Source organism: Sediminimonas qiaohouensis DSM 21189, assembly GCF_000423645.1.
In the GTDB taxonomy this organism is placed as follows: Bacteria; Pseudomonadota; Alphaproteobacteria; order Rhodobacterales; family Rhodobacteraceae; genus Sediminimonas; species Sediminimonas qiaohouensis.
In genome coordinates this window covers 154426-175003 of sequence record NZ_AUIJ01000001.1, presented here as the reverse complement: position 1 = coordinate 175003, position 20578 = coordinate 154426, and the positions used below count along the sequence as shown (strand labels likewise).

At 64.6% G+C, this 20578-nt stretch carries 15 protein-coding genes; 3 read left to right on the top strand and 12 right to left on the bottom strand.

Going from position 1 to position 20578, the window contains the following annotated elements; genetic code table 11:
• Window positions 1-10: 10 nt before the first annotated feature.
• Window positions 11-1711, bottom strand: coding sequence for a peptide ABC transporter substrate-binding protein (locus G568_RS0100850; RefSeq protein WP_026756263.1), 1701 nt, complete (start codon window positions 1709-1711; stop codon window positions 11-13).
• A gap of 277 nt (window positions 1712-1988) precedes the next feature.
• Between G568_RS0100850 and G568_RS0100845 the strand changes: the two genes are divergently transcribed.
• The 3 genes from G568_RS0100845 to G568_RS0100835 are packed head-to-tail and all read left to right on the top strand — an operon-like array spanning window position 1989 to window position 6174.
• A complete protein-coding gene (locus G568_RS0100845) occupies window positions 1989-3809 on the top strand; it encodes an ABC transporter ATP-binding protein (RefSeq protein WP_026756262.1) in 1821 nt (606 codons plus the stop codon).
• Between the two features lie 11 nt (window positions 3810-3820).
• The gene (gene argE / locus G568_RS0100840; protein ID WP_026756261.1) at window positions 3821-4987 is read left to right on the top strand and encodes an acetylornithine deacetylase; all 1167 of its coding nucleotides are present in this window, start codon (window positions 3821-3823) and stop codon (window positions 4985-4987) included.
• Between the two features lie 23 nt (window positions 4988-5010).
• Window positions 5011-6174, top strand: coding sequence for a M20 aminoacylase family protein (locus G568_RS0100835; protein ID WP_026756260.1), 1164 nt, complete (start codon window positions 5011-5013; stop codon window positions 6172-6174).
• A gap of 91 nt (window positions 6175-6265) precedes the next feature.
• On the opposite strand, the gene G568_RS0100830 is transcribed toward G568_RS0100835, so the two are convergent.
• The 11 genes from G568_RS0100830 to xdhA form a co-directional block, all read right to left on the bottom strand.
• Complete coding sequence (locus G568_RS0100830) at window positions 6266-7507, bottom strand: saccharopine dehydrogenase family protein (RefSeq protein WP_026756259.1); 1242 nt, start codon at window positions 7505-7507, stop codon at window positions 6266-6268.
• A gap of 50 nt (window positions 7508-7557) precedes the next feature.
• The gene (locus G568_RS0100825) at window positions 7558-8652 is read right to left on the bottom strand and encodes a carboxynorspermidine decarboxylase (RefSeq protein WP_026756258.1); all 1095 of its coding nucleotides are present in this window, start codon (window positions 8650-8652) and stop codon (window positions 7558-7560) included.
• Between the two features lie 102 nt (window positions 8653-8754).
• Window positions 8755-9141, bottom strand: coding sequence for a diacylglycerol kinase (locus tag G568_RS0100820; RefSeq protein WP_026756257.1), 387 nt, complete (start codon window positions 9139-9141; stop codon window positions 8755-8757).
• Window positions 9138-10817 (bottom strand): phosphoethanolamine transferase, encoded by a 1680-nt coding sequence (locus G568_RS0100815; protein WP_157084214.1) that lies wholly within the window; start codon window positions 10815-10817, stop codon window positions 9138-9140. The genes G568_RS0100820 and G568_RS0100815 overlap by 4 nt, the downstream gene beginning before the upstream one ends.
• 185 nt (window positions 10818-11002) lie before the next feature.
• Window positions 11003-12076, bottom strand: coding sequence for a BMP family ABC transporter substrate-binding protein (locus tag G568_RS0100810; RefSeq protein ID WP_026756255.1), 1074 nt, complete (start codon window positions 12074-12076; stop codon window positions 11003-11005).
• A 45-nt stretch (window positions 12077-12121) separates the two neighbouring features.
• The gene (locus G568_RS0100805) at window positions 12122-13042 is read right to left on the bottom strand and encodes an ABC transporter permease (protein WP_026756254.1); all 921 of its coding nucleotides are present in this window, start codon (window positions 13040-13042) and stop codon (window positions 12122-12124) included.
• Between the two features lies 1 nt (window position 13043).
• Complete coding sequence (locus G568_RS0100800; protein WP_026756253.1) at window positions 13044-14126, bottom strand: ABC transporter permease; 1083 nt, start codon at window positions 14124-14126, stop codon at window positions 13044-13046.
• 162 nt (window positions 14127-14288) lie between these two features.
• Window positions 14289-15806: an ABC transporter ATP-binding protein gene (locus G568_RS0100795; RefSeq protein WP_026756252.1), complete on the bottom strand. Its 1518-nt coding sequence runs from the start codon at window positions 15804-15806 to the stop codon at window positions 14289-14291.
• Window positions 15803-16783 carry a xanthine dehydrogenase accessory protein XdhC gene (gene xdhC, locus G568_RS0100790; RefSeq protein WP_026756251.1) on the bottom strand — a complete coding sequence of 327 codons (981 nt, stop codon included), beginning with the start codon at window positions 16781-16783 and terminating at the stop codon, window positions 15803-15805. The genes G568_RS0100795 and xdhC overlap by 4 nt, the downstream gene beginning before the upstream one ends.
• Window positions 16773-19124: a xanthine dehydrogenase molybdopterin binding subunit gene (gene xdhB / locus G568_RS0100785; protein ID WP_026756250.1), complete on the bottom strand. Its 2352-nt coding sequence runs from the start codon at window positions 19122-19124 to the stop codon at window positions 16773-16775. Before xdhB ends, xdhC begins: the two co-directional genes overlap by 11 nt.
• Window positions 19121-20524 carry a xanthine dehydrogenase small subunit gene (gene xdhA / locus G568_RS0100780; RefSeq protein WP_026756249.1) on the bottom strand — a complete coding sequence of 468 codons (1404 nt, stop codon included), beginning with the start codon at window positions 20522-20524 and terminating at the stop codon, window positions 19121-19123. Before xdhA ends, xdhB begins: the two co-directional genes overlap by 4 nt.
• Between the last annotated feature and the right edge of the window lie 54 nt (window positions 20525-20578).

Genomic DNA, 20578 nt, shown 5'->3' with positions numbered 1-20578 from the left:
GAGGTCGAGCTTACATGTCCTTGCGGTACCAATCGGCTGCGTTCCACAGCTCGCTGTCCCAGGTGTTGAGCACGACACCGCCCAGCGTGTTGGACTTGGCCGAAAGACGCCCGCGGTGCACCAGCGGGATAAGCGTGCCCGCCTCGATCAGCATATCGTTAAGCTGCTTGGCGATCTCGGCGCGCTTTTCAATGCCCGCCGTCTCGGTCAGCTTGGCGTGCAGCGCGTCATATTCCTCGTCGCAGAATCGGCTGACGTTTTCGCCCTGCCACTGGCTTTCGGGGGTGGGCGCCTTGTCGCACAAGTAGTTGCCCAGATAAGCCTGCGGATCGGTTCCGGGGAACAGGTTGGCGTACATCTCCAGGTCGGCATAGAACTTCTGGAAGGTGTCCGGGCTCCCCGGGTCGCCGCCGAAGAATACACTGGCGTCGATGTTGCGCAGCTCGGTTTCGACGCCGATCTCGCCCCACCACTGCTTGATCAGCGCCTGGAAGTCCTGGCGCACGGCATTGGTCGAGGTCTGGTAGGTAAAGCTCAGTTCAAGGCCGTCCTTCTCGCGCACGCCGTCGCCGTCGCTATCGACCCATCCGGCCTCTTCCAGAAGCGCCTTGGCGCCTTCGATATCCTGCGTGCTGCAATCGAACGTGTCCGAGTTGAATGCCTCGGGCGCGGGCACGAGGTTGCAGGTCACCTTGCCGGCCTGGCCATAGCCAATCTCGACCAGGAGCGGCCGGTCGATCGCCATGCTCAGCGCCTTGCGCACCGCCTTGTCCTTGAGCACCGGATGCGGGCGCACGACCGCGCGCTCGCCGTCGGGCAGGCTGGGGTCGGGGTTGGTGTTGTTGACCATGATACGCTCAACCAACGTGCCGAAGCCGCTGATCGCAACGCCCTTGCCGGCTTCTTCCATCTGCTTGATGACATCGGGGGCAAGTTGGAGGTTCCAGGCGTAGTCGTATTCGCCCGTTTCCATCACCGCGCGCCCGGCCGCGGCCGCGTCGCCGCCGCCCTTGAACGTCACCGTCGCAAAGGCCGGCTTGTCGGGGTCGCGGTAGTGCTGGTTCGCTTCCATCTGGATCACGTCATTGGGACGGAAATCGGTGACCACGAAGGGGCCGGTGCCGACGGGATGGAAGTTTTCTTCCGTGCATTCGGGCGCCTTGGCGCCGGTGCAGTCCTCGAACTGGGCCTTCTGGATGATCGGGCTTTCCGCGCCGACGAACGGCAGGTAGGGCACCGGCGTCGGCTTGGCGAAGTTGACCACCACGGTTTGCGGATCGGGCGCCTCGACGCTTTCGACCCCTTCGAACTTGGTCCGCTGCGCACAGCCCATGTCGGGGTTCATGCAGTATTCGGCGGTGAATTTGACGTCCGCAGAAGTGAATTGCGATCCGTCCGACCATTTCACATCGTCACGGATCGTCCAGGTGACCGATTTCAGGTCCTCGGACACGCCGCCGTTATCGACGGTCGGGATGTCTTCGACCAGCCAGGGCACCATCTTGCCGGTTTCATCGAAGCGCGCCAGCGGTTCGATCACCAGGCTCGAGGCCTGCACGTCCTTGGTGCCACCCGAAAGGAACGGGTTCATGATCGAGGGGGCTTGCCAGTAGATGATTCGAACCTCGCCGTCGCTGCCGCGTTCAGCCATGGCCGCCGGGGCCATCGCGAACGCCGCCGCGGCGCCGAGCAATAGGGTACGCATTTTCATTTCATCCTCCTTGTTGGACACATCTTCATGCCTCTTGTTTGGTAATAGCGCACGAGTTGGCACCATTGGTCCGCAAGGGTAGGAAAGCAAACGAACTTGCCCCGTTTTCGGGTGCTTGGGGTCCGGACCATCCCTCACGGTCGGGTTCATCACAATCAAACTGGCTGCAAAAAGCAAGCTTGATTCCCCTCGTTTACCCTACGAATGCCGTTTGACAGTATCGCCGCGCTGTCTGTAGCTTCGAAACTGAACAGTTTTTCACAACAAGGTGGGCTTGATGCTGGATCAGCCGATAGTCGATATCCGCAATCTGCGGGTCGAATTTCAGACCAAGGATGGCGAAGTTGTCGGCGTCGAGGATGTTTCGTTTTCGATCAATCCGGGCGAAACCGTTTGTATCGTTGGAGAATCCGGGTCCGGCAAATCGGTATCCAGCCTTTCGCTGATGCGTTTGGTCGAGTTTGGCGGCGGCAAGATCGCCGGTGGGCGCCTGATTTTTGACCGCAAGGATGACACCGAGACCGATCTGGCCAAGATGCCGCAAAACCTGATGCGGACCATTCGCGGCAACGAGATCGGCATGATCTTCCAAGAGCCGATGACCGCCCTCAATCCGGTGTTCACAGTGGGCCGACAGTTGACCGAGGGCCTGCGCGTGCACAGCGGCATGAGCCGCAAGGACGCCGAGGCGCGCGCGCTGGATCTGTTGCGCGAGGTGCGCATTCCCGAGCCGGAGGCGCGGCTCAAGCAATACCCGCACGAGTTGTCCGGCGGCATGCGTCAGCGCGTTGTTATCGCCATGGCCATGGCCTGCCGCCCGCGCCTGCTGATCGCGGACGAGCCGACCACCGCGCTTGATGTGACCATCCAGGCCGAGATCCTGGCGCTTATGGACCGGCTCAAGCGTGAAACCGGCACCGCGGTGATGTTCATTACCCATGACATGGCCGTGGTCGCGCAGATGGCCGACCGTGTCGTCGTGATGTTCCGCGGCAACAAGGTGGAAGAGGGCACCGTCGAGGAAATTTTCGAAAATCCCCAGCATGACTACACCAAGGCGCTTTTGTCCGCCGTGCCCAAGCTGGGCGAGATGAACGGCAAGGACCTGCCGGAGCCAATGCGCCTTCTGGGCGTCGACGGGCAGGACGTGCGCCCGATCCCCGGCACCACCGAGCCGCTTTTGAAGGTGCGCAACCTGACTACGCGCTTCCCGGTCAAGGGTGGTTTTTTTCGCCGGACCGTGGCGCAAGTGCACGCGGTCGAGGATGTCTCGTTCACCATCAACAAGGGCCGCACCCTTAGCCTTGTGGGCGAGTCGGGTTGCGGCAAATCCACCGCGGGGCGATCCCTGCTGCGTCTGGTCGAGCCGCAGTCGGGCACCATCGATCTGGCCGGGCTGGATGTGATGGGCCTCAGTCACCGCGACTTGCGCCGTGCGCGCCTTGATATGCAGATGGTGTTTCAGGACCCGTTCGCGTCGCTCAATCCGCAGATGCAGCTTGCCGATCAGGTGGCCGAGCCGATGTGGAATTTCGGCACCTACAAGGGCGCCGAGCTGAACAAGCGGGTGGAGATGCTGTTCGACCGGGTAGAGCTGCCGCGCACCTTCCTGCGCCGGTTCCCGCATGAGCTGTCAGGTGGACAGCGGCAGCGCGTGGCGATCGCGCGCGCGCTGGCGTTGAACCCCAAGCTGATCGTCGCTGACGAATCAGTTAGCGCGCTGGACGTGTCGGTGCAGGCGCAGGTTCTGAACCTGATGATGGAATTGCAGGCCGAGCTGGGCCTGTCCTATCTGTTCATCAGCCACGACATGGCCGTGGTTGAGCGCGTCAGCCATGATGTCGGCGTGATGTATTTGGGCCGTATCGTGGAAATGGGTCCGCGCCGCGCGGTATTCGAGGACCCCCGCCACCCCTATACGCAGGCCTTGATGAAGGCGGTACCAATTGCCGATCCGCGCCGCCGTAAGACGGAAAAGGACTTGAACTTCAAACCGATTCCGTCTCCCATTCATCCGCTGGATTATGAGCCCGCCCCCTCCGAATACGAGGAGGTTTCAAAGGGCCATTTCGTCCTGACCACCGATAGCGGATACTGAAAGGCCCCTTTATGACCGCGCGTTTGACGCCTTTTGAGCTGATGGAGAAGCTGGTCAGCTTTCCCACCGTCAGCCGCGACAGCAACCTTGCCTTGGTGGAGTGGGTCGATGGCTATCTCGCCGATCACGGGATAACCGCGCATCGCCACTATAGTGAGGACAATGAAAAGGCCGCGCTGTTCGCCCATGCCGGCCCCGAGACGGAGGGCGGCGTTGTCCTGTCGGGCCACACCGATGTGGTCCCCGTGGACGGGCAGCCATGGGCAACCGATCCGTTCACCGTGGACGTGCGCGACGGCAAGTATTTCGGGCGCGGCTGCGTCGACATGAAGGGCTTTGACGCGCTGGCCATCTGGGCGCTTGTCGAGGCGCACCACGCCGGCGTCAAGCGTCCCCTGCAACTCGCGCTTAGCTATGACGAAGAGATCGGATGCGTCGGCGCACCCCCCATGATCCGCGCCATGCAAGAGCGCCTGCCGCCCGCCAGCACCGTGATCGTGGGCGAGCCGTCGATGATGCAGGCGGTCACCGGCCACAAGGGCGGGCAGGGGTTTTGGACCCGGATCATCGGGTTCGAGGTGCATTCATCGATCATGCACGAGGGCGTCAATGCCATCATGTACGGCGCGAAACTGATCGAATGGGCCAACAGGACCAACGCCGAGAACATGGCAGCCACGCCCAGTGACCTTGCCGCGATGTTCCATCCCCCCTGGACCACCCTGCATGTCGGCACGATCGAGGGCGGCACCGCCCACAACATCACCGCCAAGGAATGCCGCTTCGGCATGGACTTCCGCGTTGTGCCGGGCGAAGACCCCGATGAATGGCGCGAGCGCTACATGGAACAGGTCCGCGCCGTCGAGACGCAGATGCAAGCCGTCCGCCCCGAGGCGCGGATCGAGGTCTCGCAGAAGTTCTTTGTTCCGGGCCTCAAGCCAGAAACCGATGGCGCCGCCGAGGCGCTGGTCCGCGCAATCACCGGCGACAATGCCGGCCATGTCGTCAGCTACGGCACCGAGGCCGGCCTGTTTCAGCGCGCCGGTTACTCCGCCGCCGTGTGCGGCCCCGGCGACATCGCGCAGGCCCATCAACCCGATGAATACATCACCCAGGAACAGTTCGACGCAGGCCATGATTTCATGCGCCGGCTCGTGACCCGCCTTCAGGACGCGTGAAACAGGAAAGAGAGACATAACACATGCCCGTAAAGAACCGACTTGCAGAGCTGCACGCCGATATCACCGCATGGCGGCGCGATTTTCACGAACATCCCGAGATCCTTTATGAAACGCACCGCACCGCCGGGATCGTGGCGGAGAAGCTACAGGCGTTCGGTTGTGACGAGGTGGTCACCGGCATCGGCAGGACCGGCGTCGTGGGCGTCATCCACGGCAAGTCCGACAGCGCGGGCAAGGTCATCGGCCTGCGCGCGGACATGGACGCGCTGCCGATCCACGAACAGACCGGCCTTGATTATGCCAGCAAAACCGACGGCGCCATGCATGCCTGCGGCCATGACGGGCACACCGCGATGCTGCTGGGGGCGGCGCAATACCTTGCCGAGACACGCAATTTCGACGGTACGGTCGTGCTGATCTTTCAACCCGCGGAAGAGGGCGGCGCCGGCGCCAAGGCGATGTGCGACGATGACCTGATGAAACGTTGGGGCATCCAGGAAGTGTATGGCATGCACAACTGGCCCGGCAAACCAGTGGGCGAGTTTGCGATCCGCCCAGGCGCCTTTTTTGCCGCCACGGACCAGTTCGATATCGAGATCGAAGGCAAGGGCGGCCACGCGGCCAAGCCACATGAAACCATCGACAGCACCGTGATCGCCAGTCACACCGTTCTGGCGCTGCAGACCATCGCCAGCCGCAACGCCGACCCGATCGAACAGATCGTCGTGTCCGTGACGGCGTTCGAGACCTCCTCGACCGCGTTCAACGTGATCCCCCAGCGGGTGCATCTGCGCGGCACCGTCCGCACCCTCAGCCCCGATGTGCGCGATCTTGCCGAGACACGCCTGCGCGCCATCTGCGAAGGCACCGCCGCCACTTTTGGCGGGACCGCCAAGGTGGATTACCACCGCGGCTACCCGGTGATGGTCAACAGCGAAGAACAAACCGAGTTCGCCGCCGGGGTCGCCCGCGATGTCAGCGGCAGCTGCTCGGACGCGCCGCTGGTCATGGGCGGCGAGGATTTCGCGTTTATGCTTGAGGAACGCCCCGGCGCCTATATCCTGATCGGCAACGGTGACACCGCGATGGTCCACCACCCTGAATACAACTTCAACGACGAGGCGATCCCGGCCGGCTGTAGCTGGCTGGCCGAGGTGGTCGAGCGACGCATGCCCGCCGCCTGATCCGGGCCGCGCGCAAACTCAGAACGTCAAAGACCCGCCAACGTATTCCGCTGGCGGGTCTTTCATCAGGTGCGCCCTTCCGGCGCGTACGTTACCGCGCGTTCCACGCCCGGTCGCCGCTGGCATCTTTCACCCGGGTCGGCAGCCCCATATCGTCCAGCAGGGTCAGGAACGGCTTTGGGTCCAGTTCCTCGACATTGACCATGGTGCCGGTGTCCCAGTCGCCGCGCGCGATCAGGCGCGCGGCCGCCACCGGCGGCACGCCGGCGGTGTAGGATATGCCCTGGCTGCCGACCTCGGCATAGGCGTCCTCGTGGTCGGCCACGTTGTAGACGAACACTTCGGCCTCTTCGCCGTCCTTCACGCCGCGCACCACGTCGCCGATGCAGGTCTTGCCGGTGTACCCGGGCGCAAGGCTGGCCGGATCGGGCAGAACCGCCTTGACCACCTTGAGCGGCACCACCTCGAGCCCCTCGGCGGTGGTCACGGGATGCTCGGACAGAAGGCCAAGGTTGTTGAGCACGTTGAACACGGTGATATAGCGTTCGCCGAAGCCCATCCAGAACCGCACATCGGCCTGCGGGTAATTCGTCGCCAGCGAATGCACCTCGTCGTGGCCGGTCATGTAGGCCTGTTGCTGCCCGACGACGGGCAGGTCCCAGGTCTTGCCCACCTCGAACATGCTGTTTTCCTGCCACTGGCCGCTTTGCCAGCTATAGACTGTTCCCGTGAACTCGCGAAAGTTGATCTCGGGATCGAAATTGGTGGCGAAATACTTGCCGTGCGATCCGGCGTTGATATCCACGATGTCGATGCTGCGCACCTCGTCGAGATACTCATCGATGGCCAGCTTGGCATAGGCGTTCACCACCCCGGGATCGAACCCGACGCCAAGGATCGCGCTGACGCCCTTTTGGGCGCAGGTGTCGCGGCGCTTCCATTCGTAATTGGCATACCACGGCGGGGTTTCGCAGATCTTGTCGGGTTCCTCGTGAATGGCCGTGTCCATGTAGGCCGCGCCGGTCTCAACGCAGGCATCGAGCACATGCATGTTCACGAAGGCCGACCCGACATTGATCACGATCTGCGCGCCGGTCTGACGGATCAGCGCGGCAACCGCGGCGCTGTCGGTTGCATCGATAGCGTGGGACGCGAGAACGCCATCAACCTTCATGCTGCCCTTTTCGCGGATACTGTCGATGATCGCGTCGCACTTGGCGATGGTCCGGCTGGCGATATGGATATCGCCCAGCTCATCGTTGTGCTGCGCGCATTTGTGGGCGGTCACCTGCGCCACGCCGCCCGCGCCGATGATAAGCACGTTTCGTTTCATGTCAGCCTCCGTTATCTGGGGTCATGGGGTGAGAATTGAATGCCGTCCGGTCACGACAGGGCCGCCGCGAAGTCGTCGTAGTCGAAGCTGCGCACGCACCGAACCGTGCCGTCCATCTCGCGTACGGCGATTGCGGGCATTTTCACGCCGTTGAACCAGTTCTTCTTGACCATCGTGTAGCCCCCCGCATCGTGCACCGACAACCTGTCGCCGGGCACAAGCGGCGCGGGAAAGCGCGAGGTGCCGAAGATATCGCCCGCGAGGCAGGATTTGCCGCAGATCATCCATTCTTCGGGGCCGGTATCGTCGCCCACCTGCGCAGTTTCGCGGTAGATCAGCAGATCCAGCATATGCGCCTCGATCGAGGCGTCCACGATGGCAAGGTTCCTTCCGTTGAACATGGTATCCAGAACCGTCACTTCCAGCGTGGTGGAATTGGTGATCGCGGCCTCGCCGGGCTCAAGGTAGACTTGCACGCCGTGCTGTTCCGCGAACCGCTTGAGCCGCTCGGCCAGCCGCTCGATCGGGTAGCCGTCTCCGGTGAAATGAATGCCGCCGCCAAGGCTGATCCATTCCATGCGGTCGATCAGGGGGCCGAAGCGGTCCTCGATATGGGTCAGCATCTCGTCGAACCGGTCGAAATCCGCGTTCTCGCAGTTGTTGTGGAACATGAAACCGCTGATCATGTCCGCGACCGGCGCGATCGCCGCCGGGTCATGCTCGCCTAGCCGCGAAAACGGGCGCGCCGGATCGGCGAGGTCAAAGCCCGAGGTGCTGACCCCGGGGTTGACCCGCAGGCCCCGCACATGCCCCTCGGACGGCGTCGCGAACCTCTCCAGCTGACTGCGGGTGTTGAAAATCACCTTGTCGGACACCGCCAGGACCGGCGCGATCTCGTCATCGGCCCAGGCCACGGAATAGGCATGCGTCTCGCCGCCGAACTTTTCCGCCCCCAGCCGCGCCTCGTAGAGCGACGAGGAGGTCGTGCCATCCATGTATTGCGCCATGAAATCGAACACCGACCACGTCGCGAAACACTTGAGCGCCAGCAAGGATTTCGCGCCCGAAGCCTCGCGCAGCCACGCGATGCGTTCCATGTTGGGCAGCAGGCGGGTCTTGTCGATCAGGTAGCAGGGGGTCTGGATCATGGCGGCTCCCTCTCATGGCGCGGGCGGTTTGGCGGCCCATGCGCGGCAGTTAGAGATTTCGTTCGCACGGATCAACAAAAACCGGCAGCCCGCCCCGCGTCAGCCGAAAAACGCGCCCCACGCCACATGCGCCAGCAAAACGCCATGCGCCAGCAGGACGCACATCACCGCGAGCGATCCAAGATCCTTGGCATCGCGTGCAAATTCCGACCAGTCGGGCGACAGGTGATCGACCACGCATTCCAGCGCCGTGTTCAGGGCCTCAACCGCAACGAGGATCGCAAACAGCGCCCCGAACGCCGCGAACTCGGCCCCCGATGCGTCCAGCAGCGCCAGCACGATCAGCATTGAGACCCCGCCGATCATCTCTTGGCGAAACGCGTCCTCGGCCCACAGGCGCCGCGCCCCTGACAGAGAATAACCCATCGCGGCAAAGAAATGCCGCACGCCGGTGATACGTGGGGGACGTGGTTGGGGCTGCGTCATTTCAAAACCTTCGATAGCTTGTCGTGCCTGCATTCTGCAGTCAGATCCAGCGCAGCTTGTCGCACCTCGGTCTCAACGTCCATAAGGCCAAGCGCGGTGTGAAACAGGTTGTCATGGCTAGCCGCCTGCGCCCCTCGCGCGCGCAGGCAATCGGTGTTGAGCGACACCGCCGCGGCGAACCTGTCTGGCACCCACATCACCATCGGCACCTTGGTCTGTTCTTGCGGCGCCATGAAATAGGGCGCGCCATGCAGGTAAAGGCCGTTTTCCCCCAGCGATTCACCGTGGTCGGATGCATAGATCATCGCTGGCAGCACCGTGTCGCTGCTATCCAGAAGGTCGATCACCTCGCCCAGGAAATGATCGGTAAAGGCGATCGTGTTGTCATAGGCATTCACGATCTCATCAACGCTGCATTCCTTGAGTTCAGGCGTCTGGCAATCGGGCTTGAACCGCGCGAAATCGGGCGGGTAGCGCAGGTAATAGGCCGGTCCATGGCTTCCGATCTGGTGAATGACGATCACCGTGTCACGCGTGACCGCCGCCGCCTTGTCGCGCAAGAAATCAAGGAAGACGCTATCGATGCATTCGCCGCGCGCGCAATGTTCCGGGGTTGTCAGATCGGTCATACGCCGCGCGGTCACGCGATCCGCGATGGCCTTGTCGCCGGTGTTGTTTTCCCACCATTCGACGTCGAACCCGGCATGCGTCAGCACGTCCAGCAGGTTCTCGTTGCCGATGCCCTTGCTGTAGGAAAACTCGCGCCGCCCGAATTTCGAGAACATGCAGGGCAGGGAGGTGGCCGTCGCGGTGCCGCAGCTGCTGACGTCCGCGAAATTGATCACCCCGCGCGCGGCCAGCTCGGGCGTGGTATCGCGCGCGTATCCGTTCAGGCCGAAATTCTGGGCGCGCGCCGTCTCGCCCGCGACGATCACCGCCAACACCGGCTTGTCCGCTGCGCTCAGGTTTGCGCCCTTTTGCGCGTCGCGTCCCAGTGGCAGCACCTCGATGTTGCGGGTGCGCAGCATCATCGCGGCGTATTGTATCGCCCCGTTCAGGGGCGCCGCCGGCTGTACCGCCGCGGTCAGCTCGCGGTTCTTGCGCAGGACCGCCGCGTAGGTGCGCAGATCGGTCATCAGCGCGCCAAGGAACAGCGCCGCACTCAGCCCCACCGTCAGCATCGTCGCGCCAATGTCGCGCCATAGGCCCCCCCGGCTTAGCCGCACCCAGAACACCATCAGGGCCGGCACGATGCCGAAGCCCGCCACATGCAGCACAAAGTTGGGCGTGACCAAGTGTTTGGCCTCGGTCACGGTCGTTGTCGCGGCGTTCTGGATCATGTCGCGGTCGATCACCACGCCAAGCGTGTCCATGTAATAAGAGGTCACCGCCGACAACAGCAGCAGGAATGCCAGCGCCGGCCGCTGGAGCCAGCGAAAGCCGAGCCCCGCCACCAGCAGCAGCGTCAGCGCGAACGCGGCCACCCCGAACACCGCCTGCTTGAGCAGCATGCCGTCGAACACCCGGTAGCCCAGCGACCAGAAGGTCGCGTTGTGCGCGGCCATGATGAACCCCGCCACCAGCAAGTTCAGCGCCAAGGGCGAAAGGCAGGGCCGGTAGCCGGGAAATTGCAGGATGCGCGCAGGGATAGTCAGGAAGAAAGGTTTCTTGAGCATGGCCATGTCGGAAAATTGGTTTTTCGAACTCCTAGGTGAGGTTTCTTATATGAACCTGACGGCAGAAGCGAGGCCCACATTCACAGGGTTCTGCAAGTCCCTGCATCCCTCGCGCACCCCGGCAACAGAGACACCCGCCGGACCAAACCGGCGGGTGCCATCTTCCGTGCGGCATTGGTGCCGCCTTACTGCGGGATCTTCCCGGTGATCCCCTCGACATAGAAATCCATGCCCAGAAGGGTGCCGTCCTCGGCGGTTTCCCCCTCGGCCAGCCATTCCGAGCCGTCCTGCTTGTTGATCGGCCCGGTGAACGGGTGGTACTCGCCGCTGCCGATGCGGTCCTTGAGGGCCAATGCCTCGGCCTTCACGTCCTCGGGCACGGCGTCGGTGATCTCGCCGATCTCGACCATGCCGGCGCCGATGCCGTCCCAGGTGTCGGTGCTTTCCCAGGTGCCTTCCATCACGGCGCGGGTGCGCTCGATGTAGTAGGGGGCCCAGTTGTCGATGATCGAGCTAACGCGCGGCTTGGGCTTGTATTCCGCCATGTCCGATGCCTGCCCGAAGGTGATCACGCCACCGGCGTTCTGCGCGGCCGCGTGCGGCGCGGTCGAATCGGTGTGCTGCAAGATCACGTCGGCGCCTTGCTCGATCAGGACCTTGGCGGCGTCCGCCTCCTTGGCCGGGTCAAACCACGTGTAGGCCCAGACGATCTTGAACTCCACGTCGGGATTGACCTTGCGCGCGTGGATGAACGCGCTGTTGATGCCGCGGATTACCTCGGGGATCGGGTAGGACCCGATATAGCCCACGGTGTTGCTCTCGGTCATCGAGCCGGCAATATGCCCCTGCACGGCGCGCCCCTCGTAAAAACGGGCTCCGTAGGTGCTGACGTTGTCGGCGCGTTTGTAGCCGGTCGCGTGCTCGAACTTCACGTCGGGGAACTTCTTGGCGACGTTGATCGTCGGGTCCATGTAGCCAAACGAGGTGGTAAAGATCAGGTCCGCGCCATCCAGCGCCATCTGCGTCATGACGCGCTCGGCGTCGGGACCCTCGGGCACCGATTCCACGAAAACGGTTTCCACCTTGTCGCCGAATTCCTCTTCCACGGCCAACCGGGCCTGGTTGTGCTCATAGGTCCAGCCGCCATCCCCGACGGGGCCGACATATACAAAGCCGACCTTGGTGGGGTCCTGGGCCATGGCCGTCGTGGCCAGCCCCAGCGCCATCGCGGCGGTTGTCAGGATTGTCTTAAGTTGCATTCAGGTATCCCCCTGTTGATTTTGCGTTCGTTGTGCGCCCCGCGGTCAACTCGAGGCATGGAAAGGCCGGCCCAGCGAACCCGGAGCCCGGCTGCGGTCGGCGGACATGATCACCAGCACAAGGATGGTGATCAGATAAGGCGACATTGCCAAGTATTCGACCGGGATGGCAACGCCCGCCGCTTGCAAGTTGAGTTGAATCACAGTCACCCCGCCGAAAAGATAGGCACCCAGCAGGACGCGCTCGGGCTTCCAGCTGGCGAACACCACCAGCGCCAGCGCGATCCAGCCGATCCCGGCGGTCATCCCCTCGGTCCACTGCGGCACGCGGATCAGGCTGATATACGCCCCGCCCAGCCCGGCACAGGCGCCGCCGAACATGATCGCGCAGATCCGGATCAGCACCACGTTATAGCCCAGCGCATGTGCGGCATCGTGGTTCTCGCCCACGGCCCTGAGGATCAGGCCCGCGCGGCTGTATTTCAGCATTGCCCAGATCGCCGCGCAGATCAGCAGGCCAAGGTAGACCATCGGATCATGGGAAAACAGAACCCCACCGACAAACGGCAGATCGCTCAGGATCGGGATGTGAAGCTCGGGAAAGGGGGGCGGCTTGATGCCTTGGTAGCCTTGCCCCATCAGCGCGCTCAGCCCCAGGCCAAACAGCGTCAGCGATAGCCCCGACGCCACCTGGTTGGCCAGCGCGAATTGCGTCAGCAACGCGAACAGCAGCGACAGCGCCGCGCCGCCTCCCGCCGCCGCCGCCATGCCCAGAAGTGGCGAGCCGGTATTGACCGCGGTCGCAAAGCCGCAGATCGCGCCGGTTATCATCATCCCCTCGACCCCGAGGTTCAGAACGCCCGAGCGCTCCACCACCAATTCGCCCGTCGCCGCCAGCAACAGCGGCGTCGCCGCCACCATCAGGCTGGCCAGCAACAGTACCGGGCTGATCGATCCGAAATCCATGTTACGCCACCTCTCTGCGTTGCCATGCCAGGCGGTAATTGGTCATTACGTCGATCGCCAGAAGGAAGAACAGCAACATCCCCTGGAATAGTTGGATCGCCGCGGCGGGCAGGCCAAGCTGCGATTGCGCGATCTCGCCACCGATATAGGTCAGCGCCAGCAGCGCACCCGCCAGCAGAATACCCACCGGATGGAGCCGGCCCAGGAACGCTACGATGATCGCGGTGAACCCGTAGCCAACGTTGAAATCAATGCTCACCTGCCCGGCGGGGCCCGCTACCTCGAACATGCCGGCCAGCCCGGCCAGTGCCCCCGCCGTGCCCAGGCAAAATAAAACCAGCCGCGCCGGGACCACCCCGGCGAACCGCGCCGCGCGCGGCGCCTGCCCGGTCAGGCGGATGTGGTAGCCCAGGATATGACGGTTAAGCAGCACATACGCCGTGATCACCGCGATGAAGGCCGCCACGACGCCCCAATGCATGCCTGTGCCGGTGATCAGCTCGGCGTTGTGGGCGCTCTCGTAATGCTGAAGGTTACGCGAGCCGGGAAATCCCCTGCCTTCGGGATTCTTCATCAATCCCAGCGACATCGACGCCAGCAACTGCTCGGCGACATAAACCAGCATCAGCGACACCAGGATCTCGTTGGTGCCGAACCGCACCTTCAATAGGGCCGGGATCATCGCCCAGGCCCACCCGCCAAGCGCGCCCGCGATTACCATCAGCGGAAACACGAACCACGCGTCCAGCGGGTAAAACGCCAGCCCAACGCCGGCGCCCGTCAACGCGCCGATGATATATTGCCCCTCGGCGCCGATATTCCATATGCCCGCCCGGAACCCCAGGCTCAGACCGATCGCGATCAGCACCAGCGGCGCCCCCTTCACCAGCAGTTGCGGACGGTAGTAGAAGGCGAACTCTGAAAACAGCGGATCCCAGAAAATCGTGCGGATCGCCACCACCGGGTCCTTGCCCAGAAAGGCAAACAAAACGCTGCCCGCCGCCATCGTTGCCAGCACCGCGATCAGCGGCGTCAGGTAAATCCAGAGCTGCGACGGCTGCGGCCTCTTTTCCAGCTTCAGCATGGCGTGCTCCTCCCTTCCGCCTGCCGGGCCAGGGGGCTCTGCCCCCACCGCGCGTGCCGCGCGGCTCCCCCGGGATATTTTTTGCCAGAAGATGCGCAATGAAGGTGTTTCTTCTGGCCCGAAATATCCTCGCCGAAGGCACTCTTCTCTTGCCGGGACACCTCAGACATGCGCCACCTCCATTCCATGGGCGCCGCCCATCATCAGGCCCACCTCTTCGACGCTCAGGCCGCGCGCGGGGCGGATTTCAGAAAGCCGCCCCTCGTTCAGGGCGCCGAAGCGGTCGCTGATTTCCATCAACTCGTCGAGGTCCTGGCTGATCACCAGCACCGCCGCGCCCTGCGAGGCGAGATCCAGCAGCGCCTGGCGGATCGCCGCCGCGGCCGAGGCATCGACGCCCCATGTCGGCTGATTGACGATGAGGACCTCGGGCCGCTGCATGACCTCGCGGCCGATCACGAATTTCTGCAAATTGCCTCCCGACAGGGCGCGCGCCACCGTGCCCGCGCCGGGGGTGCGGACATCGAACCGCTCGATGATCGCCTCGGCAAAGCTGCGCGCCTTGCCCCATTGCAAGAGCCCGTGCCGTACCAGCCCCTCGCGTTGCGCGCCGGTCAGCATGGCGTTCTCGGTCAGGCTCATATCGGGGGCGGCGGCGTGCCCAAGGCGTTCCTCGGGCGCCGACAGCAGGCCCATCCGCCGTCGCGCGATCGGCCCCAGTGGGCCGATATCCCGCCCCTTGAGCCGCAGCGCCCCCTTGGCGGAGCGGATTTCGCCCGACAGCGCCGCCAGCAGCTCGTCCTGCCCGTTGCCCGCCACGCCGCCGATGCCCAGAACCTCGCCCATGCGCAGCTCCAGCGACAGGTCGCGCAGCGACGTGCCGAACTGCGAGGGCGAGGCCACCGACAGCCGGTCAAGCTCCAGTACCACGTCGCCGGCCGCGTGCGGGGCGCTTTCGGGGCTTTGCAGGGTGCTGCCGACCATCATCTCGGCCAGCTCCCGCGCGGTTGTCTCGGACGGGGTGCAGGTGGCCACCTTCTTGCCCAGCCGCAGGATCGTCGCGTGATCGCACAGCGCGCGGATCTCTTCCAGCTTGTGACTGATATAAAGGATCGCCACCCCCTCATCGCGCAGCTTGCGCAGCGTCTCGAACAGGATCTCCACCTCCTGCGGGGTCAGCACGCTGGTCGGCTCGTCCATGATCAAAAGGCGCGGCTCCTGCAGCAAGCAGCGGATGATCTCGACCCTCTGGCGCTCCCCGGCCGATAGCTCGCCCACCGTACGCGTCGGATCCAGTGGTAGGCCGTAAAGCTCGGACACCTCGCGGATGCGCTTTGCCAGGTCGCGCATCGGCGGCGGGCTTTCCATGCCAAGGGCGATGTTTTCCGCCACGTCCAGCGCCTCGAACAGCGAAAAGTGCTGGAACACCATCGCCACGCCCGAGGCGCGCGCGGCATGCGGCGCCGCCGGCGCATAGGGGCTGCCATTGAGGCGCATGTGCCCCTCGTCTGGTTTGACCAGCCCGTAGATCATCTTGACCAGCGTGGACTTGCCCGCGCCGTTTTCGCCCAGAAGGGCGTGCACTTCGCCCTCGCGTATGTCGAAGGAGACGTCGTCGTTGGCGATGACCCCTGGATAGGCCTTGGTCAGCCCATCGATTGATAACAATGTCCCTGTCACGCGGTTTTCCCTTGTGTGGCGATCTGTCGTGCCTTGTCTTCTAGTAGCGCGGCGGCCACGCCCACGGCAATGGCCTGCGGATGTTTGCCCAACTCAGGCCGCCCGATCGGGCAGGTGATGCGCGCGATTTGTGCATCCGTGTGGCCAAGTGCCGACAGGCGCTTGCGAAACCGGGCCCATTTCGTGGCCGACCCGATCAGCCCCACCTCGGCAAAGCCATGGCTCAGAAGGCGATGGCACAGCTCAAGATCAAGCGCATGCGAATAGGTCACGATCAGGTGACGCGCGAAGGCCGGCGCGTGCGGCACAAGGCGCGCGGGTTCGGCGGCGGGCAGGATGTGCACCCCGTCCGGGTCCGATTGCGGGAACCGCGCGCGCGCGGTGTCTATCCACGTGATCTCGGTATCGGGCAGGGCCGACAGCACCGACACCAGCGCCCGGCCGACATGCCCCGCCCCCCATATCCAGACCGGCGTTTGCAATTGGTGCACCGGCTCCATCATCCAGCCGTGGATAAGCTGCGGATCTGGGCGCGTGCCCTGCGCGCGCGCGCCAGAGATCATGCGCCGCACGGCCAGCGGCATCTCGCGCGGTGCGCCGGGCGCGACGGGGCGCGCGACAATGCCCGGCTCCGCCACGCTTTGTACCTTTGCGACGCCGTCTGCATCATAAGCCTCGAACAGCAGCTTCACCGCGCCGCCGCAACACTGGCCCAGGTCAGGACCTAGCGCATGCCGCTCCAGCACCGGCCGCGTAGTGCCGCCGCCATCGCCCTGCGCCAACATCCGGCGCGCCGCTTGCGCCGCGCCATGCTCCAGCGTGCCGCCGCCAATGGTGCCCGATTGACCGCCCTGCCAGACCAGCATCACCGCCCCCGCCTCGCGCGGCGACGATCCGGCAATCTCGGCCATGACCACCCGCACGACACGCCCGTGCCGTGCCACCGCGTCCGCAAGGGCCGTCAGGTCAAACGCCATCGCCGCGCACCCGCCCTATTGCCATCAATACCCGCTCGGGCGTCGCTGGCGCATCCAGCGCGGGATAGACCTCGCCGCAAGATGCCACCGCATCCGACACCGCCATCAGCGCCGATATGCCCAGCATCAGCGGCGGCTCACCCACCGCCTTGGAGCGGTAGATCGTCGCCTCGCGATTGGCTCCGTCCCACAACGTGACGTTGAACACATCCGGCGCATCTGAGACCGCCGGGATCTTGTAGGTCGACGGCGCATGCGTGCGCAGCGCGCCGCGCCCATCCCACACCAGTTCCTCGGATGTCAGCCACCCGGCGCCCTGCACATATCCGCCCTCGATCTGGCCAATGTCGATCGCGGGGTTCAGGCTGGCGCCCGCGTCATGCACGATATCGGTGCGCAGGATGCGATACTCCCCGCTCAGCGTGTCCAGCGCCACCTCTGTCGCCGCCACCCCGTAGGCAAAGTAGTAGAACGGCCGCCCCTCGCCCTTGATACGATCCCACGAAATATCGGGCGTCGCGTAATACCCCGTCGATGACAGGCTGATCCGGGCGAGGTAGGCGCTCTCCACCACCTCGACAAAGCCCATGCTGCGCCCGTCGGGTAACTGCACGCGCCCGCCGCTGAACTCCACGCCCTCCGCCGCGCAGCCGTGGGTGTCCGCCAAATGCTGCGCCATGCGCGCGCGGATCGTGTCGCAGGCGGCCTTGACCGCCATGCCGTTCAAATCGCTGCCCGAACTGGCCGCCGTGGCCGAGGTGTTGGGAACTTTCGCGGTGTCGGTGGCGGTGATCTTTACCGCCTCGATGTCCAACCCGAACCGCGTGGCAGCCACCTGCGCCACTTTTTGATAGAGGCCCTGGCCCATCTCGGTGCCGCCGTGATTGATCCGCACCGACCCGTCGCGGTACACATGCACCAGCGCCCCCGCCTGGTTGAGATGGGTCAGCGTAAAGGAAATCCCGAACTTCACGGGCGTCATCGCCAACCCCTTGCGGATCACGCCGCCGCGCGCGTTCCACTGCGCCGCCGCCCGGCGCCGCGCGTCATAATCGGCGCTCCGGCTCAATGCCTCGGTCATCTCGTGCAGGATGAAATCATCGACCACTTGCCCATAAGGCGTCGTTTGCGGCTTCTTCTGGCCCGAAATATCCTCGGGGGGGCCCGAAGGGCGGGGGGCAGACAGCCCCCTTTCGCTGCAGGCCGCATAGTAATTGCGCCGCCGCACCTCGGCCGGGTCAAGGCCCAAGGTATGCGCCACCTCGTCAATCACCCGCTCGATCCCGACCATGCCCTGCGGCCCGCCAAAGCCGCGAAACGCGGTGGCGCTTTGGGTATTGGTGCGCAAGCGGTGGCTCTCGATGCGCGCCGCGGGCAGCAGGTAGGCGTTATCGGCATGCAGCATCGCGCGGTCCGCGACCGGCGTCGACAAATCCCGCGCCCAGCCGCAGCGCGCGTATTGCACGAAGGACACCCCCGCAAGCCTTCCATCGCCGTCGAACCCGGCCTCGTAGGTGATGCGGAAATCGTGACGCTTGCCGGTGATGACCATGTCGTCGTCGCGGTCATAACGCATCCTACAGGGCCGCCCGGTCGCGCGCGCCGCCACGGCGCACGCCACCGCCAGCGCGTTGCCCTGGCTTTCCTTGCCGCCGAAACCGCCGCCCATCCGGCGGCATTCCACCCGCACCGCGTGCATCGGTACGCCAAGCGCGTCGGCAACCTTGTGCTGGATCTCGCTGGGGTGCTGGGTCGAGCTGTGCACGACCATCTCGCTGTCTTCTTGCGGCAGCGCCAGCGCCGCCTGACCTTCAAGATAGAAATGCTCCTGCCCGCCGATCTCGATGACGCCCTCTATGCGGTGGGGCGCGGCCGCTATGGCAGCGTCCGCGTCGCCCTTCTCGTAGATGCGCGGGCCGTCCTCGAAATGGCTCCCGGCCGCCAATGCATCGTCCACCGTCAGGATCGGCGTTTCTTCCGCGTAGCTGACATCGCCGTGCCGCGCCGCCCGCCGTGCCGCCAGGTGCGAGCGCGCGATCACCAGGAACATCGCCTGCCCAAGGTAATGCACCGCCCCATCCGACAGTAGCGGCTCATCATGCACCGAGGGCGAGACATCATTGTCGAACGGCAGATCATCCGCCGTCAACACCGCAACCACTCCGGGCGCGGCGCGCACCTTCGAAAGGTCCATATCCGTGATGCGCCCCGCCGCGATCGTGCTCAGGCCAAAGGCAAGGTGCAGCGTATCCGCAGGCGCGGGGATGTCATCGACATACCGCGCCGCCCCGGTCACATGCATCCGCGCGGCGTCGTGGGGCAGGGGCTTGGGCACGCTCATGCCGTCACCTCCTGTACCGAGCCGGGTGCCCCGCCCGTGCGCTCAAGGAAATACCTGTGCAGCAGGTTCTTCGCCGCCTCCATGCGGTACTCCGCGCTGGCGCGCATATCGCTCATCGGGGTGAAGTCGCGCTCCAGCGCCCCGGCGGCGTCCTGCACCGTCTCATGCGACCACGGCGCGCCGATCAATGCCGCCTCCTGCGCGCTGGCGCGCTTGGGCGTGCCCGCCATGCCGCCATAGGCGATGCGCGCGTGGCGAATCGTGCCGCTTTCTACGACAATGTTGAAGCACCCCAGCAGCGCCGAGATATCCTGATCGAACCGCTTCGACACCTTGTAGCAGGCCAGCGTATCGGCCTGCCGCGGGATGCTGACCGCCTCGACGAACTCGCCGGGCTGGCGGTCTTGCTTGCCATACTCGATAAAGAACTCCTCAAGCGGCATGTCGCGCCGCGTGGTGCCGTGCCTTAGATGGAGCCGCGCCCCCAGCGCAATCAGCGCCGGCGGCCCGTCGCCGATGGGCGAGCCGTTGGCGATGTTGCCGCCAATAGTGGCCGCTGCGCGCACCTGCGTCGCGCCGTAACGGCGTAGCATTGTACCAAAGGACGGGTGCAGCCGGTCCATCAGCGGAATCAGCCGCGCGATGGTCACGCCCGCGCCGATGCGGATTTCCTCGGGCGTCTCGGTGATCTGTTGCAAATCGGTGCAGCGGTTCAGGAACGCCACATGCGGCAGCTCGCGCAATTGCTTGGTCACCCACAGGCCGACATCCGTCGCCCCGGCCACCAGCGTGCCATCGGGGTTGGCGGCGTACCACGCGGCCAACTCGTCGGATGTTTCGGGCACGACCGCCGCATGCGACACCTCCCCGTCGGGCGTGTAGGGGGGCGCATCGCCACATCTGTCCGGCTGCGCGTCCTGCGTCATCCAATCGGGCACCGGCGCCGCCTCGGCGCTGCGGGCGGCGCGCAGGATCGGCGCGTACCCGGTGCAGCGGCACAGGTTCCCCGCCAGCGCGGTCTCATGATCGCGCTCGCCGTTCAGATGGGCCGCCGCCATCGAGGTGATGAACCCCGGCGTGCAAAACCCGCATTGCGATCCGTGGTGCGCGATCATCGCGTCTTGCGCCGGATGCAATTGCCCGTCCGGCCCGCCGACACCCTCGACCGTGCGCACCGCCTTGCCCGCCAGTTGCGGCAGGAACAGGATGCATGAATTCATCGCCCGTGTGCCGTCCGCGTCGGTGACCACGACGGTGCAGGCGCCGCAATCGCCTTCGTTGCAGCCCTCCTTGGTCCCGGTCAGGCCGCGGGTCCCGCGCAACCAGTCCAGCAACGTGGTGGTTGCCTCCACGTCGCGCAGTTGCACGCTCTCTCCGTTCAGCCGAAAGGAGATATTCATTTTGAAAACCTGCCGCCTTACCAATGATCCTGCCCGTCATGTGCCCGCCTTCGA